This window comes from Pseudoalteromonas spongiae UST010723-006 (assembly GCF_000238255.3).
Taxonomy (GTDB): domain Bacteria; phylum Pseudomonadota; class Gammaproteobacteria; order Enterobacterales; family Alteromonadaceae; genus Pseudoalteromonas; species Pseudoalteromonas spongiae.
This window is the reverse complement of sequence record NZ_CP011039.1, coordinates 1,917,733-1,941,434: the sequence shown is the minus strand read 5'-3', so window position 1 is coordinate 1,941,434 and position 23,702 is coordinate 1,917,733. Positions and strand designations below refer to the sequence as shown.

Here is a 23,702-nt window from a genome sequence, read left to right as displayed (position 1 = left end):
TAGTTAATTAAAGAATAAATATGTTTGGAGGGGCGGTGAATAAACACAATTTTGGAATGGTAGGGCTTGGTCTACGACGTGAAATGCTTGATCCATTAATCGAAGACTACCCAAAACAAATCGATTTTTTAGAAGTTGCGCCTGAAAATTGGTTGATCTTAGGTGGCGCATTAGGCAAAAAGTTTAAGCAATTAACCGAACAACATAATTTTGTGTGCCACGGGTTATCCCTTTCAATCGGTTCACCTGAGCCACTTGATATTGATTTTGTTAAAGATCTTAAAGTGTTCTTTAAACAACATAATATTAAAGCCTACAGCGAACATTTAAGTTATTGCTCGGGTACAGGGCATATGTATGATCTCATGCCAATTCCATTTAGTGAAGAAGCAGCCCGTTATGTCGCAGAGCGCATTCGCACGGTGCAAGATATTCTTGAAATGCCTATCGCGATGGAAAACGTATCGTATTACGCAGCGCCTGGACAGCAAATGTCTGAGTTAGACTTCACTAACTTGGTTTTAGAAGAAGCCAACTGCGAGTTATTACTCGATGTAAATAATATTTATGTTAACGCCGTCAATCATGGTTACAGTGCCAGCGAATTTTTAAAAGGGCTTCCTACCAAACGCATTAGCTACGGCCATATCGCCGGGCATTATAATGAAGCGGATGATTTAATTGTTGATACCCATGGCGCAGATGTAATAGATCCTGTTTGGCAATTGTTACGCGAGGCATATCAAATTCATGGCGTGTTCCCGACCTTGTTAGAGCGTGATTTTAACATTCCGGCGATGCCCGAATTATTAGGTGAAGTTGACACCATTGCCGCAATTCAGGCAGAGAATATTAAGCGAGAAACAGCTTAATGAGTTTTCAAGCTACCCAAAATGCCTTTATGCAGCATATTCGCGATCCTGAAAATCACCAGTTCCCCGATATTGAAGATCGTCGCTTAGCAATTTACCGAGAGCTTTTCTTTAACAATGTTGAAGGCTTTGTCAGTTCTGCGTTTCCGGTACTTCAGTCGCTTTATAGCGAACAAGATTGGCTGGTATTAGTACGTAAGTTTTTTAGCCAACATGATTGTAAATCACCTTACTTTTTGCAAATTTCTGAAGAGTTTTTGGCGTTTGTATCAAATGAATATACGCGTACAGCGGCCGACCCAGAATACATGCTGGAACTTGCGCACTACGAGTGGGTTGAATTGGCACTTTCAATCGCCGATCAAGATCCCAATGAAAAGGCTGTTTCCGATATCCAAACGCAACCACTTTATTTTTCATCGCTTGCGTGGCGTGTAAGTTATGCTTACCCCGTACAATTCGCATCAAGCGAGAATTCCGAGCTATCAACACTTGAAGAAGGTAATCATTTGGTTATTTATCGCGACTGTGATGATGATATTCAGTTCGTCGCCATTAATGCGATAACCGCGCACTTAGTACAATTAATTGAGTCAACGCCAGGCATAAAATTTAGTGCAATACGCGACACAATGCAGCAACTGTTACCCCAGTTTGATCCAGCTACGCTAGAAACAGGTTTAATCACTACACTTAACGATTTAGCGCAAAAAGCAGTATTGGTCACAAAATAACACTTTTGATCTAGATCAACTTCTACTATTATATGCGGCGATTTTTCGTGCTTAAGATGTAGAGGTAATGATGGCGCACAAAGGTGATTTTAAAGACCCGTTCAATGCAAAATACTTTATTGGTTTCCTAGTTGTATTTGCAGGCATTGGTTGTTTAAATGCAATTCTAGGTTGGGCGACGCTACTAAGCGCTTAATACCATACCTTCCACATATTTTGTGATTTTAGGCCGATTTATCGGCCTTTGTTGTTTCTGCAATACCCTGTTGTGCAATAGATAATCGAAAGGGCTCGATTAATTATGCGAAGCGGAGGTTTTTTGTTTCAAACTTTGTATAATGACCTGTAATTAAAATATTGGGGAAAACCATGACTTTGTCAGTTTCAGACCTAGAACTAGTAAAAAACAGCATTGCGACTGTGCCAGATTATCCAAAACCAGGCATTATGTTCCGCGATATTACTAGCTTATTAGCTGAGCCTAAAGCGTTCCAAACCGTGCAAAAAGCACTGGTAGAAAAATACAAAAACCAAGAATTTGATGTAATTATTGGTACTGAATCTCGCGGCTTCATTTTTGGGGCACCGCTTGCACTTGAATTAGGCATTCCATTTGTCCCTGTGCGTAAGCCAGGCAAATTGCCACGCGAAACGGTATCGCAGTCGTATCAACTTGAATACGGTGAAGACACCCTTGAAATTCATAAAGATGCGATTAAAGCGGGCGATAAAGTATTGCTAGTAGACGACTTATTAGCAACTGGCGGCACTATCGAAGCAACCGTTAAATTGGTTGAAAAACTCGGTGGTAACGCAACCGACGCAGCATTTGTTATTTCATTGCCAGAACTTGGCGGTGAAGCGCGCCTAGACGGCCTAGGTTTAAACATACTTAAATTAGTTGAGTTTGAAGGCGAGTAAATGAGCTATCAAGTTCTGGCAAGAAAGTGGCGTCCACAAAACTTTCATCAGTTAGTTGGGCAGCAACACGTTAAACAAGCATTAGTAAACGCGCTTGATCAAAACCGTTTGCACCATGCTTACTTATTTACCGGTACACGTGGTGTAGGTAAAACCACTATTGCCAGAATTTTTGCAAAAAGCTTAAACTGCGAATCAGGCATTACAAGTCAGCCTTGTGGCAGCTGTAATGCCTGTGTTGATATCGAGCAGGGCCGTTTTATCGACCTAATTGAAATCGATGCAGCGTCGCGTACCAAAGTAGAAGATACGCGCGAAATTCTCGATAACGTGCAATACGCGCCTACGCGTGGCCGTTATAAAGTGTACCTTATCGATGAAGTGCACATGCTCTCTAAACATAGCTTTAATGCGCTATTAAAAACACTAGAAGAGCCACCAGAGCACGTTAAATTTTTACTAGCTACGACCGATCCGCAAAAATTACCCGTCACTATTTTATCGCGTTGTTTGCAATTTAATTTGGCCGCATTGTCAGAAAATGAAATTGAAACACAACTAACGCATATTTTGCAGCAAGAGCAACTGGGTTTTGAACCAGAAGCGCTTAAGCAATTGGCACAAAGTGCCAAAGGCAGTATGCGCGATGCACTGAGTTTAACTGACCAAGCCATCGCTCAAACTAACGGTAATATTAGCCATCAAGCAACCAAACAAATGCTTGGTTTAATGGATATTACTTGGGCACAAAGTTTATTGATTGCGGCCATGGCCAGCGATGGTGATAGCTTATTAGAGTTAAGCGCGAAATTGGGCTTACAAAATGGCAACTATGGTGCGGTACTTGATGACTTAATTAAGCTATGTCATTTAATACTCGTGTCTAAGTTGGTGCCAAGTGCTGCACAACTGAGCGACCAATATGCTGATTTTATTAGTGAACTGGCAAATGAAGCAGATACCCGTGAAATACAGGTGTATTACCAGTTACTGTTAAACGGTAAAAAAGATTTAATGCTTGCGCCAACCGAGCAACTTGGCTTTGAAATGGTGATGTTAAAGTTACTGGCGTTTGAACCTGCACAAATGCAGGCGCAGCAAAACCAATCAGCGCAAACACAGCCACAAGCTCAACAAGCAACGCCAAGCGCGCGTGTTTCGCTAAAAGAACAATTAAAAAAACAAAAAGAAGCACTCGATAATAAACAGGTAACGCAGCCACAACCTGAGCCTGTACAACCTGTAGTTGAAAAACCAGCACCGCTTGCTCCTGCAACAGAAGCTCCTGCGCCGCAACAGCAAATAGCACCAGTGCAATCTCAGGAACAACATTCGCAAGAGCAACCATCTCAAGAACAATTAGAGCAGCAAGTAAATCAGCAAATGGATGACGTACTTGCACAAGCTGAGCAGTTGACGTCACAATCGCAAGCGCCTGAAATGTTTGAGTCACAGCAACAGCAACAGCAACAGCAACAGCAACAGCAACAGCAACAGCAACAGCAACAGTTCGATAGTGCACCAGAGCCACAGCAAATGCCTGAGCAGGTGGTAAATGAACAGCCACCAGTAGAAGAATCGTCTCAGCCAAGCTTTGAGCAAAATTTTAATAACGAAGCCGAAGCCATTGCTAAAATTTTAGCGCGACGCAATGTATCTGGTTCTGGTTCACTTATTCAACCAGATGGTAGCGAAACATCGATAAAAAAGACTGAGCCCCAGCAAAGGGGCGAAAATGGTGCAAAACCAAAACAAAGCCCACTTGAAAAATACCGCGGAGAAACTCAGCATGTGGCACCTGAGTTAATTGAACAATTAACGCCAGAGCCAAAGCAAGAGGAAGCACCTGCCCCAGAGCCGCAAGTTATCGAAGGCTTTGAAAGCCCAATTTCACAAGAGCGTTTCGCTCATCAGCAAGACGATTGGGCAAATAAAATTGAAACTATGGGACTCGGTGGTCGCGTACGTCAATTTGCTCTGCACAGTATTTATCAGCAAAATGGGGCTGAAGTGAGCTTACTGGTTGACAGTGAACAGCGACACCTCGACTCACCCATGCTGCGTGAACAGTTGCAACAAGCACTGTCAAATTTACTAAATACGCACGTTGAATTAATTATTAATTTTAACGATGTGGTAGAACAAACACCGTTTAAAATTCAGCAAAAGATTGATGCATTTCGTCATCAACAAGCGGTGCACACCATTAAAAACGACCCAATTATCACTCAGCTCATGACACACTTTGACGCAGAGCTAGATGAAGGTACAATAAAGGCATTATAATTCTGTTGGTAGCCTCGCTGCCATGCATTAAAAGAGAGAAAAATTATGTTTAAAGGCGGAATGGGTAACATGATGAAGCAAGCGCAGCAAATGCAAGAGCGCATGCAAAAAGCCCAAGAAGAAATTAAAAATATGGAAGTAGTTGGCGAAGCAGGCGCAGGCCTTGTTAAAGTAACTATGCTAGGTAGCCACAATGTTCGTCGCATCGACATTGATGAGTCATTAATGGAAGATGACAAAGAAATGATCGAAGATCTAGTTGCAGCAGCAATTAACGATGCAGTACGTCGCGTAGAAGAAGGCTCAGCTGAGAAAATGGCTACAGTAACTGGCGGTATGCAAATGCCTCCAGGCTTCAAAATGCCGTTCTAAGTTAGAAAGCATTTTATGTTTTAAAAATAGCGCCTTTTGGCGCTATTTTTATATGTATCAGAATTCAAAACTACTTTTGATACAGGGTAACTACCACAGCGCCACCTAACCCCACATTATGCTGTAACGCAAGCCTTGCGCCTTCAACTTGCCTTTTTCCTGCTTGGCCTCGTAAATGCCAGCTTAATTCAACACATTGCGCTATGCCAGTTGCACCAATGGGGTGGCCTTTTGACATCAATCCCCCAGATGGCCCAATCACAAACTTACCTCCGTAAGTATTGTCGCCGTCTGAAATCAGCTTTATTGCTTCGCCTTCTTCACATAATCCAAGCGCTTCATAATTAATTACTTCATTGGTGGTAAAGCAATCATGTAATTCAATTACATCAACATCTTGAGGTGAAACACCCGCTAGGTTAAAGGATTTATTGGCAGCGCGTTTAGTCATATCAGCGCCAACCGAAAGAATAGGATCTTGCCATGACTCTTCAGTGTCGGTTGCCATGGCTTGGCCAATAATTTTCACCCCATGTTTAATATTATGCTTTTTAGCGAAAGCATCACTACACAGAATAGCAGCTGCAGCCCCACAGGTAGGCGGGCACACCATAGTGCGCGTCATGTAATCATCAAAAATAATTTTGTCGTTAAGCACACTTTCTACGCTAAGTGGTGTTGAAAACAATGAATAAGGGTTATGTATGGCATGACTTCGTGATTTTACGGCCACTTTTGCATAAAGCTCGCTAGTGACATTATATTTTTCCATATAATGCTTACCCGCTGCACCAAATGCACGAAGAGCAATAGGTGCTTTTGCAATACCAAATTTATCATACACCGCATTAGCTCTATCAAACGGGTTTTCCCTGTCAGACCAATGTGAACCCAGCGCACCTGGTTGCATTTCCTCAAAGCCAAAAGCCACAACACACTCAACCTCACCAGACAATATAGCTTGCCTTGCAGCATAGAGCGCTGTTGAACCACTTGAGCAATTATTATTAACATTAATGATAGGAATACCGGTTTGGGCAACGTCATAAAACGCATGTTGCCCACAGGTGCTATCGCCATAAATATAAGCTGCATATCCTTGCTCGATTTGGCTTACATTAACGCCAGCGTCAGTAAGTGCCAATCTAATAGCGTTTGCAGCCATTACGCGATACGGCTCTTGTTGGCCAGGTTTACAAAACTGTGTCATACCGACGCCAGCTACGATTACATTCTTCATTTTCAGCCTGTTGTTTTTATTATCTGAATTTTATTTTTACATTAAATACCAAGTATTAAGTGATTTAAAAGATTAACCAAATACCTTACTTTTTAACACTTTGTTTGTGTTATGGAACACATAAACCGTAAAAATAACGCTAAAAAGCGCTTCTCCAGTAGTTCGGAATTTCAATTACGAAAGCCTTTATATTATTTAAGCCAAACTGCAGGTGATATGTTTTGGCACATTCCTTGACATATTATTAGATAGTTTATTAAAACGTTTTAAGGATGCATTAATATGGTGCAAGCACTCTCTACCAAGTTCCTGACTAAATTTTTAGAAAAACATGCGCTTTCTCAGGAAGTTAAAAAAACAATAAAAACTTGGTACGCGCCAATCGCAGAACAAATCGCACTGCACCAAAATAGAACAAAACAGCCATTGGTGATTGGTATAAATGGTTGCCAAGGTTCGGGCAAAAGCACGCTAACGGACTTTTTAAATCAATATTTACGCATGTACTTTGGTTTAAATGTGGTGTCGATTTCGCTGGATGATTATTACTTATCTGCGTCTGAGCGCGAAGAACTCGCCACACATATTCACCCTTTACTTGGTACACGCGGTGTACCGGGTACCCACAAAATTGATCAGCTTGATCACGACTTAGCAGCGCTTACGCGTAAAACTCTAAAACGCCCTTTGTTTATTCGCCGTTTTAATAAAGCCACAGACAATCCGTTTCCATCAGATAAATGGACCAAAGTAACATCAGCACCCGATGTGATTATTCTAGAGGGGTGGTGCGTAGGGCTTAACGCAGAGCCACAAGACGCTTTAAAAGCACCTATAAACCAGCTTGAAGCAATAGAGGACCCAAACGGCACATGGCGTGAATACGTAAATAACCAGCTGAAGGGTGCTTACCAAAATGTGTTCGAGCGGGTAGACCGCTGGATTATGCTAAAAGCACCTAGTTTTGATGTGGTCGCACAGTGGCGCAAAGAGCAAGAAGCCAAGCTGCGCTTGCAACAAGACAAACTACTAGCCAATAAAATAATGAGCGAACAAGAAATAGAGCGCTTTGTGCTGTTTTTTGAAAGGCTTACCCGAGTTGGTTTAGTTGATTTTAGCCAAACCACCGACATCACCTTACACCTAAATGAAACACGCAAAATTGTTAACGTAACAGGGCGTTTTAAACAGTTATGCTTTCCTGAAAAATTAGCGATATTTACTGACCTCGACGGCACGTTATTAGATCATTACAGCTACGAGTTTCAGCCTGCAAAAGTGAGTGTTTTTTTATGCTACGAACTGGGCTTTCCAATTATTCCGTGTACCAGTAAAACCTTTAAAGAAATTATCGCCATTCGCACCCAGTTAGGGCTAGGAACGCCGTTTATTGTGGAAAATGGCGCAGCCGTATTTTTACCCAAAAAGTGGTTGAAAGAATATTTAATTGATCCTGTTGGCTTAATTGAATTCGGCGAGTTTTACATAAAAGAGTTTGGCCAGCCGCGCAGCTTTTGGTTAAACCAACTAAAACAATACGCCAATGATTTTGCCCATCTATACAAAGGCTTTGCGCAAATGACTAATAGCGAATTAGCAGAGCTTACAGGCCTAAGTGAAAAAGACGCCGAAAAAGCCAAATTACGTCACTACTCAGAGCCGCTTCATTGGTTAGGTGATGCTTGCCAGAAAAAGGCATTTATAAAACGTATGCGTGAAAATGGCGCAACCATTATTGAAGGTGGGCGCTTTTTGCATGTGTGTGGCGACGAAAGTAAAGGCGTTGCATTGAATTGGTTGTTTAACCTAATCAAGCACGAATTGCCGGGAGATTGGCTTAGTGTGGCACTCGGCGATAGCGAAAACGACAGCGCCATGTTAGAGCAAGCCGATATTGCAGTACAAATCAAATCAATGACTCACCCGTTTATTACACTTGAGCGTTCAAAAGGCGTTATGCGCTCAACTATGCCTGGGCCAACTGGCTGGCACGAGGTGATGATGCAACTAATTAGCGAGCTTGATAACCATCATATTGAACGCATCAAATCGATACCTAACCACCCTCTAAAGGAGAAACACTATGGCTGATTTTTACCAAAATGGCATTGTAACCACTCTGCACAACTTAACAAATCGAGGCGTGGAAGAGTTAGAAAGCGAACTTGTTGAGTTTTCAAAAACCCGGCCAATGGGGCTAATTTTACCTTCACTTTACAGCGAACTTGAAGGCGAAGCGCTACCTAAAATTGTTGAGCATTTAAGTGAAGTGCCATATTTATCGCAGGTGATTATTGGCCTAGACAGAGCCACCGAAGATGAATTTTGTAAAGCCATTGAGTTTTTTAAATACTTAGGGCAACCGCATCAAATTTTATGGAATGATGGCCCACGATTAAAACAGCTCGACGCTGAATTACAAGCACTTGGTGTGGCACCAACCGAAATGGGTAAAGGCCGCAATGTGTGGTATTGCATGGGGTATGCGCTTGCCACCAAAGAGGCCGAATCTATCGCACTGCATGATTGCGATATTTTAACCTACGATCGCAGCTTACTTGCCCGCTTAATTTACCCTGTGGCGCACCCACAATTTAACTACGAGTTTTGCAAAGGGTATTACGCCCGATATTCCGATGGCAAACTCAATGGTCGCGTAGCGCGTTTGCTTGTTACGCCGCTTTTAAAGGCGCTTAAACGCGTGATGGGTCATAACGACTACCTAGATTATATGGATAGCTACCGTTATTCGCTCTCGGGTGAGTTTTCATTTAGGCAAGATGTGCTAAACGATATTCGCATTCCTAGCGACTGGGGGTTAGAGATTGGCGTACTGTCAGAAATGCAGCGCAACTATGCATCAAACCGTTTATGCCAAGTGGATATTGCCAACGTGTACGACCACAAGCATCAAGACTTATCACTGCATAATAGCGAAGGTGGCTTGTCTAAAATGTCGATAGACATAACCAAAGCATTTTTTCGAAAGCTTGCAACTCAAGGCTACACCCTAAACACAGAAACCATGCGCACCATAAAAGCTACTTATTACCGCATTGCGCTCGATTACATCGAAACCTATAAAAACGATGCGATTATTAATGGCCTGCAAGTGGATATTCATACCGAAGAAAAATCGGTAGAAATGTTTGCTAAAAACATTATGGCGGCAGGGCAATCATTTTTAGAAAAACCCATGGAAACGCCGTTTATTCCATCGTGGAACCGCGTAATTAGCGCCATGCCCGATGTACTTTCTCGCTTAGAAGAGGCGGTAGAAGAAGATTACCTCGAATTTTCAGCAAAACTGCGCAAAAAGGTAAGCTGATGACCTATCCATTAAAAGAAAAACTGCTTAAGCAACTGCAAGTAATTTATGAAGGGGTCACACTAAATGACTCAGTGGATGCCATCGCCGATAAGCTTTTAACCCAAATGGCGTTAAGTGAAAACGCGCAGGCGCCAACGCCATTTTTAAATCGCTGGAATGAATCGGATATTGTGATGATCACCTATGGTGACAGCATAGTAAGCGACAGTGAAAAACCGCTGGTAACCTTAAAACAGTTTATTGATAGCCATTTAAGTAATGAGCTAAGTGGCGTGCATATTTTGCCGTTTTTCCCGTACAGCTCAGACGATGGTTTTTCAGTGCTGGATTATTCCAGCGTGAATGAATCACTGGGTGATTGGCGAGATATTAGTGCCATAAGCAACAGCTACAAGTTGATGGCCGATTTAGTGATTAACCACTGCTCAGCGCGTTCCATTTGGTTTGAAAACTTTATAAAAGGCGAAGGCACAGGTCACAATTACTTTTTTACTGCATCGCCAAGCGACCCGCTTGATAAAGTGGTTAGGCCGCGCACATCGCCCTTATTAAAACCAGTAACCACCAAACAAGGCGAGCAGTTTGTGTGGTGCACTTTTAGTCATGATCAAGTCGATTTAGACTTTTCAAACCCAGAGGTGCTTATTGCTTTTGTGGGTATTATTAAGCAATACCTTGATGCAGGCGTGTTGATATTTCGCTTAGATGCCATCGCCTTTTTATGGAAAGAAATAGGCACAAGTTGCATTAACTTGCCGCAAACTCATGAGGTTGTAAGGCTATTACGCACGCTGATTGAATGCGCCAATGAAAACGCCATAATAATTACCGAAACCAACATTCCTAATATTCAAAATTTAGCGTATTTTGGTAATGCTAATGAGGCCCATGCCATTTATAACTTTTCGCTGCCGCCGTTACTAATTTACAGCTTAATCTCCGGCGATTGCCAAGCGCTAAAACACTGGTTAATGCGCATGCCGCCCGCGCAAAACGGCACCTGTTATTTTAACTTTATTGCATCGCACGATGGCATTGGCTTAAGGCCAGCAGAGGGTTTACTGAGCGAGAGTGAAATTGGAACCATGGTTAATACCATGCAAAATTTTGGTGGGCTTATTTCGTGGCGAACTGGGGAAGATGGCAGCCAAAAACCTTACGAAATGAATATTGCCTTGTATGATGCGCTGAAAGGTACGCTTGATGGCCCAGATAAACATCAGTACCAGCGTTTTATTTGCGCGCACAGCATTATGATGAGCTTAGAAGGCATTCCCGGTATTTATATTCACAGTTTGCTTGGCACCGAAAACGACTATGAAAAATACAATAACACCCATCATAACCGTGCAATTAACCGCCACCGCTGGCAAAGCGAATTGTTAAATGAGCAACTTGCCAATCCTTATAGTCATCACAGTAAGGTGCTTGCAGGCTTAAAAAAATTAATTGCTATTAGAAAGCAGCAAAATGCTTTTCACCCCAATGCCACCCAATTTGTGTTGCAACTCGGGCCAGAACTGTTTGGTGTATGGCGACAATGCGTGAATCGCAGTCAAAGTATTTTTTGTGTGGCGAATATTACAAACAAACCACTTTCACTGCGTTTAAACGAGCTTAACTTAATTGAAACCGAGCAGTGGCACGACTTAATTACAGGCCAACACATTACCGATTTAAACAGCGAGTTTGCGCTGTTGCCATATCAAACCATTTGGCTGACCAATAAAAACACGGGAGAATAACAATGAAAAAAGTAACCAAAGCGGTGATCCCCGTTGCAGGCCTTGGCACACGCATGCTGCCAGCAACCAAAGCCATCCCAAAAGAAATGCTTACACTGGTAGATAAACCACTTATTCAATATGTGGTAGAAGAAGCGGCTGCCGCTGGCATTAAGGAAATTGTGTTAGTTACTCATGCCAGTAAAAACTCTATCGAAAACCACTTTGATACCAGTTTTGAGCTAGAAGCGCAGCTAGAGTCGCGTGTTAAGCGCTCGCTCTTACAAGAAGTTAAAAGCATTAACCCCAAAGGCATTACCATGATTTCAGTGCGCCAAGCTGAGGCAAAAGGGCTAGGACATGCCATTTTATGTGCGCGTTCGGTAATTGGCGAAGAGCCATTTGCGGTCATTTTGCCCGATGTCATTATTGATAAATACCACTCAGACTTAGGCGTAGAAAACCTCGCAAAAATGGTAAGCAACTACAACGAAACAGGTGTTAACCAAATAATGGTAAACCCAGTAGATATGGCACAGGTGCAAAACTATGGCGTGGTTGATTTAGACAACCAAACTCTGTGTGCGGGCGAAACTGCAAAAATTATCGGCATGGTAGAAAAACCACCACGCGAAGAAGCGCCTTCAAACCTTGCCATTACGGGCCGTTATGTACTTTCTGAGAGCATTTGGCCAATTTTAGCCAAAACCCCACCGGGTGCAGGCGATGAAATTCAGCTAACCGATGCGCTTTATACGCTATTAGACCAAACAGGGTTAGAGGCGTACCAGCTGGTGGGTAAAACCCACGATTGCGGCAATAAACTGGGCTTTATTAAAGCTAACATAGAATACGCTATTCAACGTGCTGAGTTTAAAGGCGAGCTGAGCAATTATATTGAAACCATATTGGCGGAGAACAAACACTAAACAAAAACTTAGCCTAAAAGCCTCAGCAAAGAGGCTTTTACTACCTCACTTCCTTTCATACGAGTAGTACCGCTCTCCATATATCTACTTTTATATTCTTGGTAATAACACGTAATACCTAAATTCCAATCAATCCTGATCATTTGGGAGATAGTAATAAATTAGCGAAAACGCGTTTCCATAATGAAAACATACAATTAAATTAAAGAGTTACTTAAATAAAAACTTGTTTTTCATCAAGGGTTTTTGTTACATTTTTGACTATTGTAACCATGGAGCGGTAAGCATTTGAGCCCATCAATGACAGACGTCAATTCTCAATACTACAACACACATGCAACTGAATATTTCCTATCAACCGTAGATGTTGATATGCAGCCTGTTTATGACAAATTTCTAAGTAAAGTAATCACTCATGGGCATATTCTAGATGCTGGCTGCGGTAGTGGTCGCGATAGCAAAGTATTTAAATCATTGGGCTTCCAAGTGACCGCAATGGATGCGAGTGAAAAGTTGGCATTACTCGCTACAGAACATACTGGCATTCCAGTGCTGCATAAAACGTTTCAAGAAATTGATGAAGTAGATTGTTATGACGCAATTTGGTGTTGTGCGAGTTTATTACATGTTCCTTTTGACGAATTAAACAGCGTATTTTCACGTTTGGCAGTTGCGCTTAAATCAAGCGGTGTGTTGTATATCTCGTTCAAATATGGCGAACCATCAATTGTACAAAGAGAAGAAAATGGCAGACGATTCACCGACCTTAACGAAACAATATTAAGCAAAATAGTAAAAGACATTCCTAGCCTGACAATTTCATCAATCTGGAACAGCAAAGACAGGCGCTCAACGACACAAAGTACCACTTGGTTGAATGCATTAATAATCAAAGGTGCAGTGTGAATAGTCCTACTGCAAATACTACTAACTACCAGACGTCAAACCTGCAATTACAGTTAGGCTTTATTAACTACATACAACGCCTTCTTGTTGAGGGCGACTTTAGTGCAACATACAAGTATGCGTTATTACACGCATTAGCGGATTGTGCAGTTGAATATCCGCTAGACGATGAACGAGCGAGCCTTTGTATCAAGTTTGATAGCTTAGTTGATAAGTTTATAGAACTGTATTGGCACCATGCCACGCCCTTTGCAGGCACAACTGGAACGAATGATTTATTGCTGCAAAACGCGGGTAAGCAATCTAAGGTGATCAGCGAACTAAACTATTGCCAATCTAAAAATATTCGTACGCTAAATGCATTAAAACAAAGTCAATATTGGCACTCTATACAAAAAGCCACGCTGCAAACTTTAAAAGAGGGCCCTTTATGGCGGTTACAAAAACTATCGAAAGTGGATGAATGCTTTTTATATCCGCATGTGAAAGGCAAAACGTTTATTACACTCAACCCTGGAATTGCGCATTGCTTTAGGCGTTTTTATGATTTAGTGGTTCATCTTGCCAGAAATGCATGGTTGTTAAAAATTCAAAGTATAAAGCAAAATCAACATATTATTGGTGCGCAAAGCCAGTTGTATGATTTTTTATTTGGTTGTGATCGCCAAAATTTAGCCAAGGCTGTGCCAGTTCTTTTTGAAATACAAAAGGGCAACTGTTTTTACTGTAATAAGCCACTTGGTAATAGCAAACAAGTTGACCATTTTATACCTTTTGCCCGCTATGCGCACGATCTAGGACACAACTTTGTGTTAGCCCATGGAAAATGTAATAACGCAAAGCGTGATTTACTTGCCGCACCAAAGTTTAAAGATGAGTGGATTAATCAAAACCTCGTGATTCATGAAAAAGAGATTACCAAAGCATTAGAGAGTTACTTTTATTGTGATGCAGCGAAGTCTCTTGCTGTTTCTGATTGGGCTTATGATACGGTTGCCAGTAGTAAGGGACATTTTTGGCATGGACTGATGCCGGCAATAAATAGTGCTCGAACTGATTATCGATAACAGTTACAACAAAATAATGAAAAATGGATTTTACAGTGATATTACGAATTTTATGCTTGCTTTTATTAGTTACTAATTTATCCGTATTTGCTGCAGTACAGTACAGCGACGGAACGTGTATTTTATTACAAAATCAAGTTAAAGAGTTTAGCTTTAATAAGCAATCTCAGCGTTACAAAACGGCAAAACGCTCTGTTGACAGACACTGTATTAACCCCGTCAAATCATCTAAGGGTGATCAAACAAGTAGCACCAAAAGTTCCGAAAAGGTTACGCCAATTTATACAACTAAAAAGTTACACTCTCAAAACTTGACGGAGCCATCAAATCAAGCCGTTGTAACGAAACCACATCAAGCTAAAACATCAGTTCCCGCCAACACTATGCAGAGCTTAGTGCTTAAGATAGGTGTGTGGGTGTTAGTCATTATGTTTGTTTTAGCTTTTCTCAAAGCAATCATTGTACTATTTGCCAAACGCGCTGCTAAATCACTACTTAAAAAAGTAACAGGTCGTATTGAACCCGTTGTAAGTAACCTGCCTGTAAGAAAAGCTGAAGACATTAACCCTAAAACTACTGCAAACGTTTCAGATAAATCTTGCTCTGTACTAAAAAATACCATAGCCGAAATTGTTGCTAATGATGCAGGCAACTCAAGTGGCCAGCAAGGAGAGGTTGTTGTAAATAATTTAATTAAAAAGGTTATTAACAACAAAGTGTTATCTGCGGCGAGTAATGTGAGTCATTATACAAGTGTGCTGCTAACGAACGATAATGATGAGCTTACTGAAATTGATCATTTAATTGTTTCACCAGTTGGCGTGTTTGTAATTGAGAGCAAAAATTACAGTGGTTATATATTCGGTAGTCAGCACCAAGCGAAATGGACGCAGACTTTAACAGGGCGTAAAACCCAATTTATGAACCCGCTTAGGCAAAATTATAAACATTGCTTAGCAGTCAGCCGATTACTTGGCGTTGTTGATGGCGTTGAATCCTTAGTGCTGTTTCATGATAAAGCGAGTTTTAAAACAAAATTTCCACCGAATGTACGTTATGTTAGTGAGCTGGAAGCATTTTTATCTGGCTTTACCCATGTTAAATTTACCGATAGCCAGCTTGAAGAATTTAACACACGACTCGCTAAAGTGATTTCGGTTACGACACGTGAAGATTTTAAGCAGCACATTAGCGAAGTAAAGGCAAAGCAATGCGATATTTAGAAATTTGCACTGCAACATCTTAGTCAATTCGTTTTACCTAACCCATATCTCGAGTAACTATTTCATTTTGTGTCGTTGAAAATTAAGCAGCTGACTTTCAAAAATAGTAAAAATCTCACCTTTTAAAATACTTAACTTGCATAGAATGCATCATTTTTGTGCAATTTGTCCCTACTTTTATTACAGGTATTAGTCAAAACGTTTACTTAATTGTGAAAATTCGTAAATGCGCTAGAACATAAAGGCATAGCTTAAATTAGTTTGGTTATAAGCAAGCAGTAGCGGCTCTTGAGGGGGTATAACTTAAGTTTACTTATATTTTACAAATGTACCTAATAGGGGTTCCTAATGATTGTGTCCTAGTTTATTTTTCCTAGTAATAAGGTGTTTGTTTTTATTTAACCTGTTGTTTTAATTTGTTTAATCTTGTTTTTGTTTTCTCGGAGTAGTGTTATTGCTCCAATTTCACTAATTGTTAATCATGTGTTAGTTATAAATAGTCGAAAGACGTTAGCTAAATTCCATTAGGGGGAAGTATGAGTAACAAATTAGTAGGCAAGCGTTTATTTAAAATGAGCGTATTGTCGTTAGCTGTAACTGGGTGGGCAGCCCATGCAGCAGTGGACTGTACAAACATTGCCGAATGGCAATCAGGTGTGGCTTACACCGGCGGGCAGCAAGTGCAAAAAGCCAATATTGCTTATGAGGCGAAGTGGTGGACACAAGCCGATCCGGTAACCCATTCAGGGCAATATCAAGAGTGGAAAAACTTAGGTGCGTGTAGTGACGGTCAAGTAAACGAATCACCTATCGCAGAGGTTTTATCACCTATGAGCGGTAGTTCTTTTACCGAAGGTGACAGCGTTGTCATTGAGGCGCAAGCATCAGATTCTGACGGCACCGTTGTGAAACTAGAGGTACTGGTTGATGGTTTGGCGATTGCAACATTAAGCTCTGCGCCATATTCAACAACTTGGCTTGCAGTGACAGGGCAGCATCAAATTTCGGTACGCGCTACCGATGATAAAGGTGCTGAAACAACATCCCCTGCAAATAGTGTTACTGTGGCTGAAGTAGTGCCAGATAATTATGCACCAACGGCAAGCCTTACTAGTAATGCGAGTTCAAATACCTTGAACTTAAATGACAGCGTTGTCTTAAATTTGAGCGGTAGCGATCAAGATGGCACAGTAACAAGTCTTGAATTGTTTCAAGATGGCGCGTCTATAGCGCAAATTTCTGGAGCAACAGGCAGTTTTAATTTTACCGCAACAAGCGCAGGTAATACGCAATTTAGTCTTGTTGCAACCGACGATAAAGGCGCAACATCTGATGCGCAAACATTGGGTTTCCGTATTGTTGATGGCACTACACAACCGGGTGACCGCGATGCCTGTAAGCCGGAAGGTTTGTACCAAACACCGGGTGTAAATACGCCGTATTGTACTATTTACGATGCCGATGGTCGTGAAGATATGGGTGCCGATCACCCACGTCGTGTCATTGGTTATTTCACCAGTTGGCGCAACGGTGCCAATGGCCAACCGTCTTACCTAGTAGATGATATTCCTTGGGATAAAATCACCCATATTAACTACGCGTTTGCCCATGTTGATGCCAATAACAAGGTTTCAATTGGCGATCCAAGTGCGGCGGGTAACCCTGCTACCAATATGGAATGGCCAGGTGTAGCAGGTGCTGAAATGGACCCAACACTGCCGTACAAAGGTCATTTCAACTTACTGAATAAATATAAAAAACTCCATCCAGACGTTAAAACACTGATCTCTGTAGGTGGTTGGGCAGAAACGGGTGGTTACTTTGACGCAAACGGTAACCGTGTTGCAAGCGGTGGTTTCTACACTATGACAACCAATGCTGATGGCTCAGTAAACACTGCGGGCATTAATGCGTTTGCAAAAAGTGCGGTTGAGTTTATTGAAACGTACGGTTTCGATGGGGTTGATATTGATTACGAATACCCATCATCAATGAATGATTCGGGTCACCCTGATGATTTCCCAATTTCAAATGCACGCCGAGCAGGGCTAAATGCCTCTTACCAAGTGTTAATGAAAACCCTACGTGAAGAGCTTGATAAAGCGGGTGAATTAGCTGGTAAACACTACATGCTTACCATCGCATCGCCGTCATCAGGTTACTTATTACGCGGTATGGAAACCTTCCAAACAACTAAGTACCTAGATTACGTAAACATTATGTCTTACGACTTGCACGGTGCTTGGAACGATCACGTTGGTCACAACGCAGCGCTTTACGATACAGGGCTAGACTCAGAGCTTGCGCAGTGGAATGTGTATGGCACCAAAGAGTTTGAAGGCATTGGCTATTTAAATACCGACTGGGCAGTGACGTATTTCCGCGGTGGTTTAAGTGCAGGCCGCATTAACATTGGTGTGCCTTACTATACCCGTGGCTTTAAAGATGTATCGGGTGGCGAAAACGGTTTGTGGGGGCGTGCTGCGTTACCTAACCAAGCTGATTGTGCCAAAGGTACTGGTGTAGGTGAGAAAAACAAATGTGGTAACGGCGCAGTTGGTATCGACAACATGTGGCATGACCTTGACGAAAACGGTAATGAAATGCCAGCAGGTAGTAACCCATTATGGCATGTTAAAAACCTACAAAACGGCATTTTACCAAGTTACCTTGCAGCTTACGGCTTAGATCCAGCTAATGATCCAACTGATAAGCTAGTGGGCACTTACACTCGTCATTATGATTCTGTGGCAGTAGCGCCTTGGCTTTGGAATGCTGATAAAAACGTGTTCTTGTCGATTGAAGATGAAGAATCAATGGGCACTAAGCTTGATTACGTAATCAACAAAGGCCTTGGCGGTATTATGTTCTGGGAGCTGGCAGGCGACTTTGACTACGACAGCGCGAAGAAAGAGTACTTTATGGGTTCTACTATGACCTCGCTTGCTTACAATAAGTTTGCACAAGCGGGTTCTAAGTACGACATCAACAAAGGTGAAAAAACACACCAAGTACCAGCAGAAGCTGTAGACGTAAGCTTTGAAGTGAAAGACTTCCCAATTGGTGACGACAACTACCCAATTGCGCCAACCTTTAGCTTTACTAACAACTCAAACATTGATTTGAGCGGTGCAAAAGTATCGTTTGATGTACCAGTGGCTACGTCAGCAATTTTCAAATCAAACTGGAATGCGCAAGAAAAACTCGGCATGGCAGTTGACGTAAATCGTTCAAACGCAGCGGGTAACAACATTGGTGGCTTTGAAAACGAGTTCCACCGTTTCTCAATTACCTTTGTTAACGAGTGGGGCGGCGCTGCTAAGTCGTTCGCGCCGGGCGAAACCATTAATGCGCAAGTAATGTATTACATGCCAATTACTGGCCCAGTAAACCTTGTATTTGAAAAAGACGGTAAGCAATACGCCGCTAAATTTGAATACCCACATCTACCAGATGCAACAGCCGGTAACGGTGGTGGCAATGATGGCGGCGGCAACACCGACACATGTGAAGGTGTTGCAGTAGCTGATATTCCAGTTTATCCAAACTTTCCACAAACAGATTGGGCAGGCAACCCGTCACACGCTGCAGGCGGTGACTTAATGGTTGATGGCGCATCTACTGCGGTTTACAAAGCGAAGTGGTGGACATCAACTGAGCCTGGCACATCTGCCGATTGGGATAGTGTGTGTACTTTATAACGCAACCTATGTGAGGCCGTGCGCCTCACTGTTTGGAGAAGATTATGAATACCAAATTTAACATCAGTGTGCTCTCTGGTTCAGTGCTATTAGCATGTATTGCAGTGCCGTTTAATGCCAGCGCACATGGTTACATGGATAGTCCTAAAGCACGACAAGCATTTTGCCAAGCGCAAGGCGGGTATTGGTGGCCAGAAGACGGCAGCAATATTCCAAACTTGGCATGTCGCGCCGCATTTTTAGAATCGGGCCATGTGCAGTTTATTCAAGAACATGAGTTTGCAGTTAATACGCCCGATTACTTAAATCAAGCTGCGGTTGAAGCAAATGTGCCCGACGGTACTTTGTGCGCTGCGGGTAGTCACGAAAAGCGCGGTATGAATTTACCGTCAGCGCATTGGCAAAAAACTGTGGTTACGCCAAACGCTAATGGTGAAATTCAAGTGCGTTATCGCGCAACCACACCGCACAACCCAAGCTTTTGGCAGTTTTATTTAACCAAGCCGGGTTTTAACCCTGCAACCGATACACTGACTTGGAAAAATATTGAGCTTATTCAAAGCCACGACAATATTGAGTTTGTAAAAGACCTAGATGGTAAGCGTTACTATGAAATGAGCGTAGCCATTCCTGCAGAGCGCGCCGGTGAAGCGGTGCTTTATAGCCGCTGGCAGCGCGTTGATGTGGTGGGTGAAGGCTTTTATAACTGTAGCGATATTATTATTGAGCGCGACACAGTCACACCGGTTGACTGGTTCCCGCTCGGTTATTTTGTACGTCAAGGTCAAAACGCAAATGCTGGCGACACAGTTCAAGTGCGTTTGTTTGACGCAACGGGTCTTGAAGTGGTTAATCAGTTGTTCGCGGTAAACGCTAGTAATCAAGCAACTTGGCAAAGTGAACTTGCAGCTAAGCTTAATTTAGATTACGCATCTGAATTGCAAATTGGTGTTAAAAACGCCAGTGGCGATATCGTGTTTGACGAGGCTAATTTGGCGTCAAATCAGGTATATGCAACTTCTAGTGATCACAGTTTTGCGCTGTCGGTGATTGCTGCATCAGAAAATACCGCACCGAATGTTAACCCTGTGGCAGATGTGGTAATGGATGAAGGTTCACAAACATTGGTGCACGTGCATGCTTTCGATGATGAAAACGACCCGCTTAGTTACCAATTCACTGTGCCTAATGAGTTCACCTACAGTGTAGACGGACCAAACCTTACTCTTAATGCACCTGAGGTTTCAGCGAACGCTAACTTCACGATTCAGGTGTCAGTATCTGATGGCAAGTTAAGCACACCAACAAGCTTTACGGTAACGGTTAACGATACCGCAACGAACCCTGATGTACCTGCGTGGAATGCCAGCAAAGCTTACAACGCCGGCGATAAAGTTAGCTACTTAGGTACGGTTTATAAAGCCAAATGGTGGGTGCAAGGCGAAAAACCAAATAGCAGCGATGCGTGGCAATCGCTTTCACAGTCAACTGACGATGCGTGGTTAAGCTCAAAAGCGTATTCGGCGGGCGATATTGTTAGCCATAACTCGCAAAAATACCAAGCACGCTGGTGGACCAAAGGAGAAGAGCCTGGTACTGCCTCAGTGTGGCAAACCCTTTAATTTAATCGGCTAAAGCGAGCAATAAGTTTGCTTTAGCTACTTTAGTTACCCCTTGCCGCAACGGCGGCTTGGTTTGCGACGTTGCGGGTTTTTAAAATTTAAAGAGAAACATTATGATTAAAAAATTATCTCTAGCAGTGGCAGTTGCACTTTGCTCTGGGCATGTAATTGCAGCGCCTTCTGCACCTAGCTTAAGTTGGGAAGACCAAAAATATTCATTTGTTGATGTAAATATTGACGGTCAAGGTTCGTATAAGTCATTAGTTACACGTAAAGATGTGGTTGATATTGCTATCAAATGGAATGCGTGGAGCGGTGAAGGTGGCGATAGCTACAAAGTAAAATTTGACGGTGTAGTAGTAAACGAAGGTACGCTTGCTGCTGGCACTAAGTCGGGCACAATTACCTTTCCATACACGCAATCGGGCCGTCATCAGTTAACGGTTGAGCTTTGCCAAGGCACAGTATGTGCGGCAAGTGCGCCAAAACCAATTGTAATCGCTGATACAGACGGTGGTCACCTTGATCCATTACCAATGAATGTAGATCCAAATAACGGTAACTACGGCACCTCGCCAGACACCGTTGTAGGTGCTTATTTTGTTGAGTGGGGCATTTATGGCCGTGACTTTGATGTAACAAAAGTGCCGGGCCAAAACTTAACGCATATCTTGTACGGTTTTATTCCAATTTGTGGCGCGAACGAGTCATTGAAAGAAATTGAAAACGGTAACAGCTGGCGCGCATTACAAAAAGCGTGTGGCGACTCACAAGATTATGAAGTAGTGATTCACGACCCGTGGGCAGCGATTCAAAAGTCACTGCCGGGCGTAGATGCAAAAGACCCAATTCGTGGTACTTACTCGCAGTTAATGGCGCTTAAGCAGCGTTACCCTGATTTAAAAATCTTACCATCGGTAGGTGGTTGGACACTGTCAGACCCATTCCATGGCTTTACTGAAAAAGCGAATCGCGATGTATTTGTGGCGTCGATGAAAGACTTCTTAAAAACTTGGAAATTCTACGATGGTGTCGATATTGACTGGGAATTCCCAGGTGGCGGCGGTCCAAATCCAAATCTTGGTGACCCAGCAAAAGACGGTCAAGCTTATATTGATCTAATGCGTGAACTACGCGCTATGCTAGATGAATTAGAAGCGGAAATTGGTAAACCGTACCAACTTACCTCTGCTATTGGCATGGGTTATGACAAAATTGAAGACGTAAACTATCCGCAAGCAGCGCAATATATGGATTACATCTTCGCCATGACCTATGACTTCTACGGCGGTTGGAACAATGTTACCGGTCACCAAACAGCGCTTTACTGTGGTAGCCATATGAGCACAGATGAGTGTAATGGTACTGGTCTTGATGATAAAGGCGAGCCGCGTAAAGGCCCTGCGTACACCACAAATAACGGTATTCAATTGTTGCTACAACAAGGTTTAGATCCGGCGAAAATTGTATTAGGTACGGCGATGTATGGTCGTGGTTGGGAAGGTGTATACCCTGCAAATACAACAGACGGCGTAAACCCAATGACAGCACCGGGTAACGGTAAACTTACCGGCACTACTGCGCAAGGTGTGTGGGAAGCAGGCGTAATTGATTACAAAGGCATTAAAGCCCATATGATTGGCGCGGCAGAAACTGGTATTAACGGTTTTGAGGTTGGCTATGATGAAGTGGCTGAAGGTGCCTATGTTTGGAATAAATCAAACGGCAAATTAATCACATACGATAGCCCGCGCTCAGTAAAAGCGAAGGGTCAGTATGTTCGCAACTTAGGCCTTGCCGGTCTATTTGCATGGGAAATTGATGCAGACAACGGCGATATTTTAAATGCAATGCACGAAGGCCTAGGCGTTGTAGGTGGTAACACTAAACCTGTGGTATCAGTACCGGGTGTAACTACGGTTAAATCAGGTGAAAGTGTTGTACTTTCAGCAACTGCCAGTGATCGCGATAACGACCCATTAACATACAGCTGGACAGGCGATGCAGCGTTAACGCTTTCAGGTGTAAACACAGATACGGTATCAATTACTGCGCCAACGGTAACGCAAGATACTGATTACACAGTAACCGTTGCTGTATCAGACGGCACAGACACTGTAACTAAATCGGCGATTATTCGCGTGGTATCAGATTCGGTAGTGATTAACGAACCGCCAGTAGTATCACCAATTGCTAATGTTAGTGTGGAAGAAGATAAATCAGCTTCTGTCAGCGTAACTGCATCAGATGCTGATGGCGATACACTAAGCTATAGCTGGAATGTACCTGCGGGCTTAACACTTTCTGGCAGCGGCGCAAGTGTGACGCTTACAGCAGGCGAAGTTGCAGCAGATACAAACTTGAGCGTATCAGTAACGGTATCAGACGGTACTGATGCTGTAACAGAAAGCTTCACAGTAACAGTAACTAATGTAGATGGCGGTGGCAGCACAACGTGGAATGCCGATGCAATTTACACAGGTGGCGATACTGTGCTTTACAATGGTGTTGAGTACAAAGCGAAGTGGTGGACACAAGGCGACCGTCCAGATCTTGGCGGCCCGTGGGAAGAAGTTATTCCAAACGATGGCCAAGTTCGCGCATGGCGTGCTGACCTTGTTTACAACACAGGTGACAAGGTGACCCACAATAACAACACTTACACAGCAAAATGGTGGACTAAAGGCGAAGAGCCGGGCGTTGCCGATGTGTGGGCGAAATAAGTTTTCATTCTAGTTCAAAAGGCAGCTTCCGCTGCCTTTTTTTGTACTTGT

General features: G+C 42.7%; 17 protein-coding genes. 16 read left to right on the top strand and 1 reads right to left on the bottom strand.

The genetic code is table 11. The features are described 5' to 3' along the window. Positions 1 to 20: 20 nt before the first annotated feature. The 6 genes from PSPO_RS09080 (at position 21) to PSPO_RS09060 (ending at position 5,185) form a co-directional block, all read left to right on the top strand. Positions 21 to 872 (top strand): HvfB family MNIO-type RiPP peptide maturase, encoded by an 852-nt coding sequence (locus PSPO_RS09080; RefSeq protein ID WP_010559761.1) that lies wholly within the window; start codon positions 21 to 23, stop codon positions 870 to 872. Next, on the top strand, positions 872 to 1,606 hold the full coding sequence (locus PSPO_RS09075; protein ID WP_010559762.1) for an HvfC family RiPP maturation protein: 735 nt from the start codon (positions 872 to 874) through the stop codon (positions 1,604 to 1,606). The genes PSPO_RS09080 and PSPO_RS09075 overlap by 1 nt, the downstream gene beginning before the upstream one ends. A 67-nt stretch (positions 1,607 to 1,673) precedes the next feature. Beyond that, positions 1,674 to 1,802 carry a hypothetical protein gene (locus PSPO_RS21950; RefSeq protein ID WP_021033034.1) on the top strand — a complete coding sequence of 43 codons (129 nt, stop codon included), beginning with the start codon at positions 1,674 to 1,676 and terminating at the stop codon, positions 1,800 to 1,802. Positions 1,803 to 1,975: 173 nt separating this feature from the next. Beyond that, positions 1,976 to 2,527, top strand: a complete 552-nt coding sequence (apt, locus tag PSPO_RS09070) for an adenine phosphoribosyltransferase (RefSeq protein ID WP_010559764.1) — start codon at positions 1,976 to 1,978, stop codon at positions 2,525 to 2,527. Then, positions 2,528 to 4,813: a DNA polymerase III subunit gamma/tau gene (gene dnaX / locus PSPO_RS09065; protein WP_096035289.1), complete on the top strand. Its 2,286-nt coding sequence runs from the start codon at positions 2,528 to 2,530 to the stop codon at positions 4,811 to 4,813. Between the two features lie 45 nt (positions 4,814 to 4,858). Then, positions 4,859 to 5,185 (top strand): YbaB/EbfC family nucleoid-associated protein, encoded by a 327-nt coding sequence (locus PSPO_RS09060; protein WP_010559766.1) that lies wholly within the window; start codon positions 4,859 to 4,861, stop codon positions 5,183 to 5,185. Between the two features lie 70 nt (positions 5,186 to 5,255). Here the strand turns inward: PSPO_RS09060 and PSPO_RS09055 are convergent, their stop codons facing one another. Then, a complete protein-coding gene (locus tag PSPO_RS09055; protein ID WP_010559767.1) occupies positions 5,256 to 6,425 on the bottom strand; it encodes a lipid-transfer protein in 1,170 nt (389 codons plus the stop codon). Positions 6,426 to 6,707: 282 nt separating this feature from the next. Here PSPO_RS09055 and PSPO_RS09050 point away from each other — a divergent pair, with 282 nt between their 5' ends. From PSPO_RS09050 to PSPO_RS09005, 10 genes are all read left to right on the top strand, one after another. Beyond that, a complete protein-coding gene (locus PSPO_RS09050; protein ID WP_010559768.1) occupies positions 6,708 to 8,516 on the top strand; it encodes an HAD-IIB family hydrolase in 1,809 nt (602 codons plus the stop codon). Then, positions 8,509 to 9,753, top strand: a complete 1,245-nt coding sequence (locus PSPO_RS09045; protein ID WP_010559769.1) for a glycosyltransferase family protein — start codon at positions 8,509 to 8,511, stop codon at positions 9,751 to 9,753. Before PSPO_RS09050 ends, PSPO_RS09045 begins: the two co-directional genes overlap by 8 nt. Then, positions 9,753 to 11,501 (top strand): sugar phosphorylase, encoded by a 1,749-nt coding sequence (locus tag PSPO_RS09040; RefSeq protein WP_010559770.1) that lies wholly within the window; start codon positions 9,753 to 9,755, stop codon positions 11,499 to 11,501. The genes PSPO_RS09045 and PSPO_RS09040 overlap by 1 nt, the downstream gene beginning before the upstream one ends. Positions 11,502 to 11,503: 2 nt before the next feature. After that, on the top strand, positions 11,504 to 12,409 hold the full coding sequence (gene galU / locus PSPO_RS09035; RefSeq protein WP_010559771.1) for a UTP--glucose-1-phosphate uridylyltransferase GalU: 906 nt from the start codon (positions 11,504 to 11,506) through the stop codon (positions 12,407 to 12,409). Positions 12,410 to 12,709: 300 nt separating this feature from the next. Next, positions 12,710 to 13,315 carry a class I SAM-dependent methyltransferase gene (locus tag PSPO_RS09030; RefSeq protein ID WP_010559772.1) on the top strand — a complete coding sequence of 202 codons (606 nt, stop codon included), beginning with the start codon at positions 12,710 to 12,712 and terminating at the stop codon, positions 13,313 to 13,315. Then, on the top strand, positions 13,312 to 14,382 hold the full coding sequence (locus PSPO_RS09025) for an HNH endonuclease (protein WP_010559773.1): 1,071 nt from the start codon (positions 13,312 to 13,314) through the stop codon (positions 14,380 to 14,382). Before PSPO_RS09030 ends, PSPO_RS09025 begins: the two co-directional genes overlap by 4 nt. Positions 14,383 to 14,417: 35 nt before the next feature. After that, entirely contained in the window at positions 14,418 to 15,605 is a 1,188-nt protein-coding gene (locus PSPO_RS09020) for a nuclease-related domain-containing protein (protein WP_158523441.1), read from the top strand. 536 nt (positions 15,606 to 16,141) lie between these two features. Next, positions 16,142 to 19,306: a glycosyl hydrolase family 18 protein gene (locus PSPO_RS09015; RefSeq protein ID WP_010559775.1), complete on the top strand. Its 3,165-nt coding sequence runs from the start codon at positions 16,142 to 16,144 to the stop codon at positions 19,304 to 19,306. Positions 19,307 to 19,350: 44 nt separating this feature from the next. Continuing rightward, positions 19,351 to 20,928: a lytic polysaccharide monooxygenase gene (locus PSPO_RS09010; protein WP_010559776.1), complete on the top strand. Its 1,578-nt coding sequence runs from the start codon at positions 19,351 to 19,353 to the stop codon at positions 20,926 to 20,928. Positions 20,929 to 21,041: 113 nt separating this feature from the next. Continuing rightward, positions 21,042 to 23,651, top strand: a complete 2,610-nt coding sequence (locus PSPO_RS09005) for a glycosyl hydrolase family 18 protein (protein ID WP_010559777.1) — start codon at positions 21,042 to 21,044, stop codon at positions 23,649 to 23,651. Positions 23,652 to 23,702 lie beyond the last annotated feature (51 nt).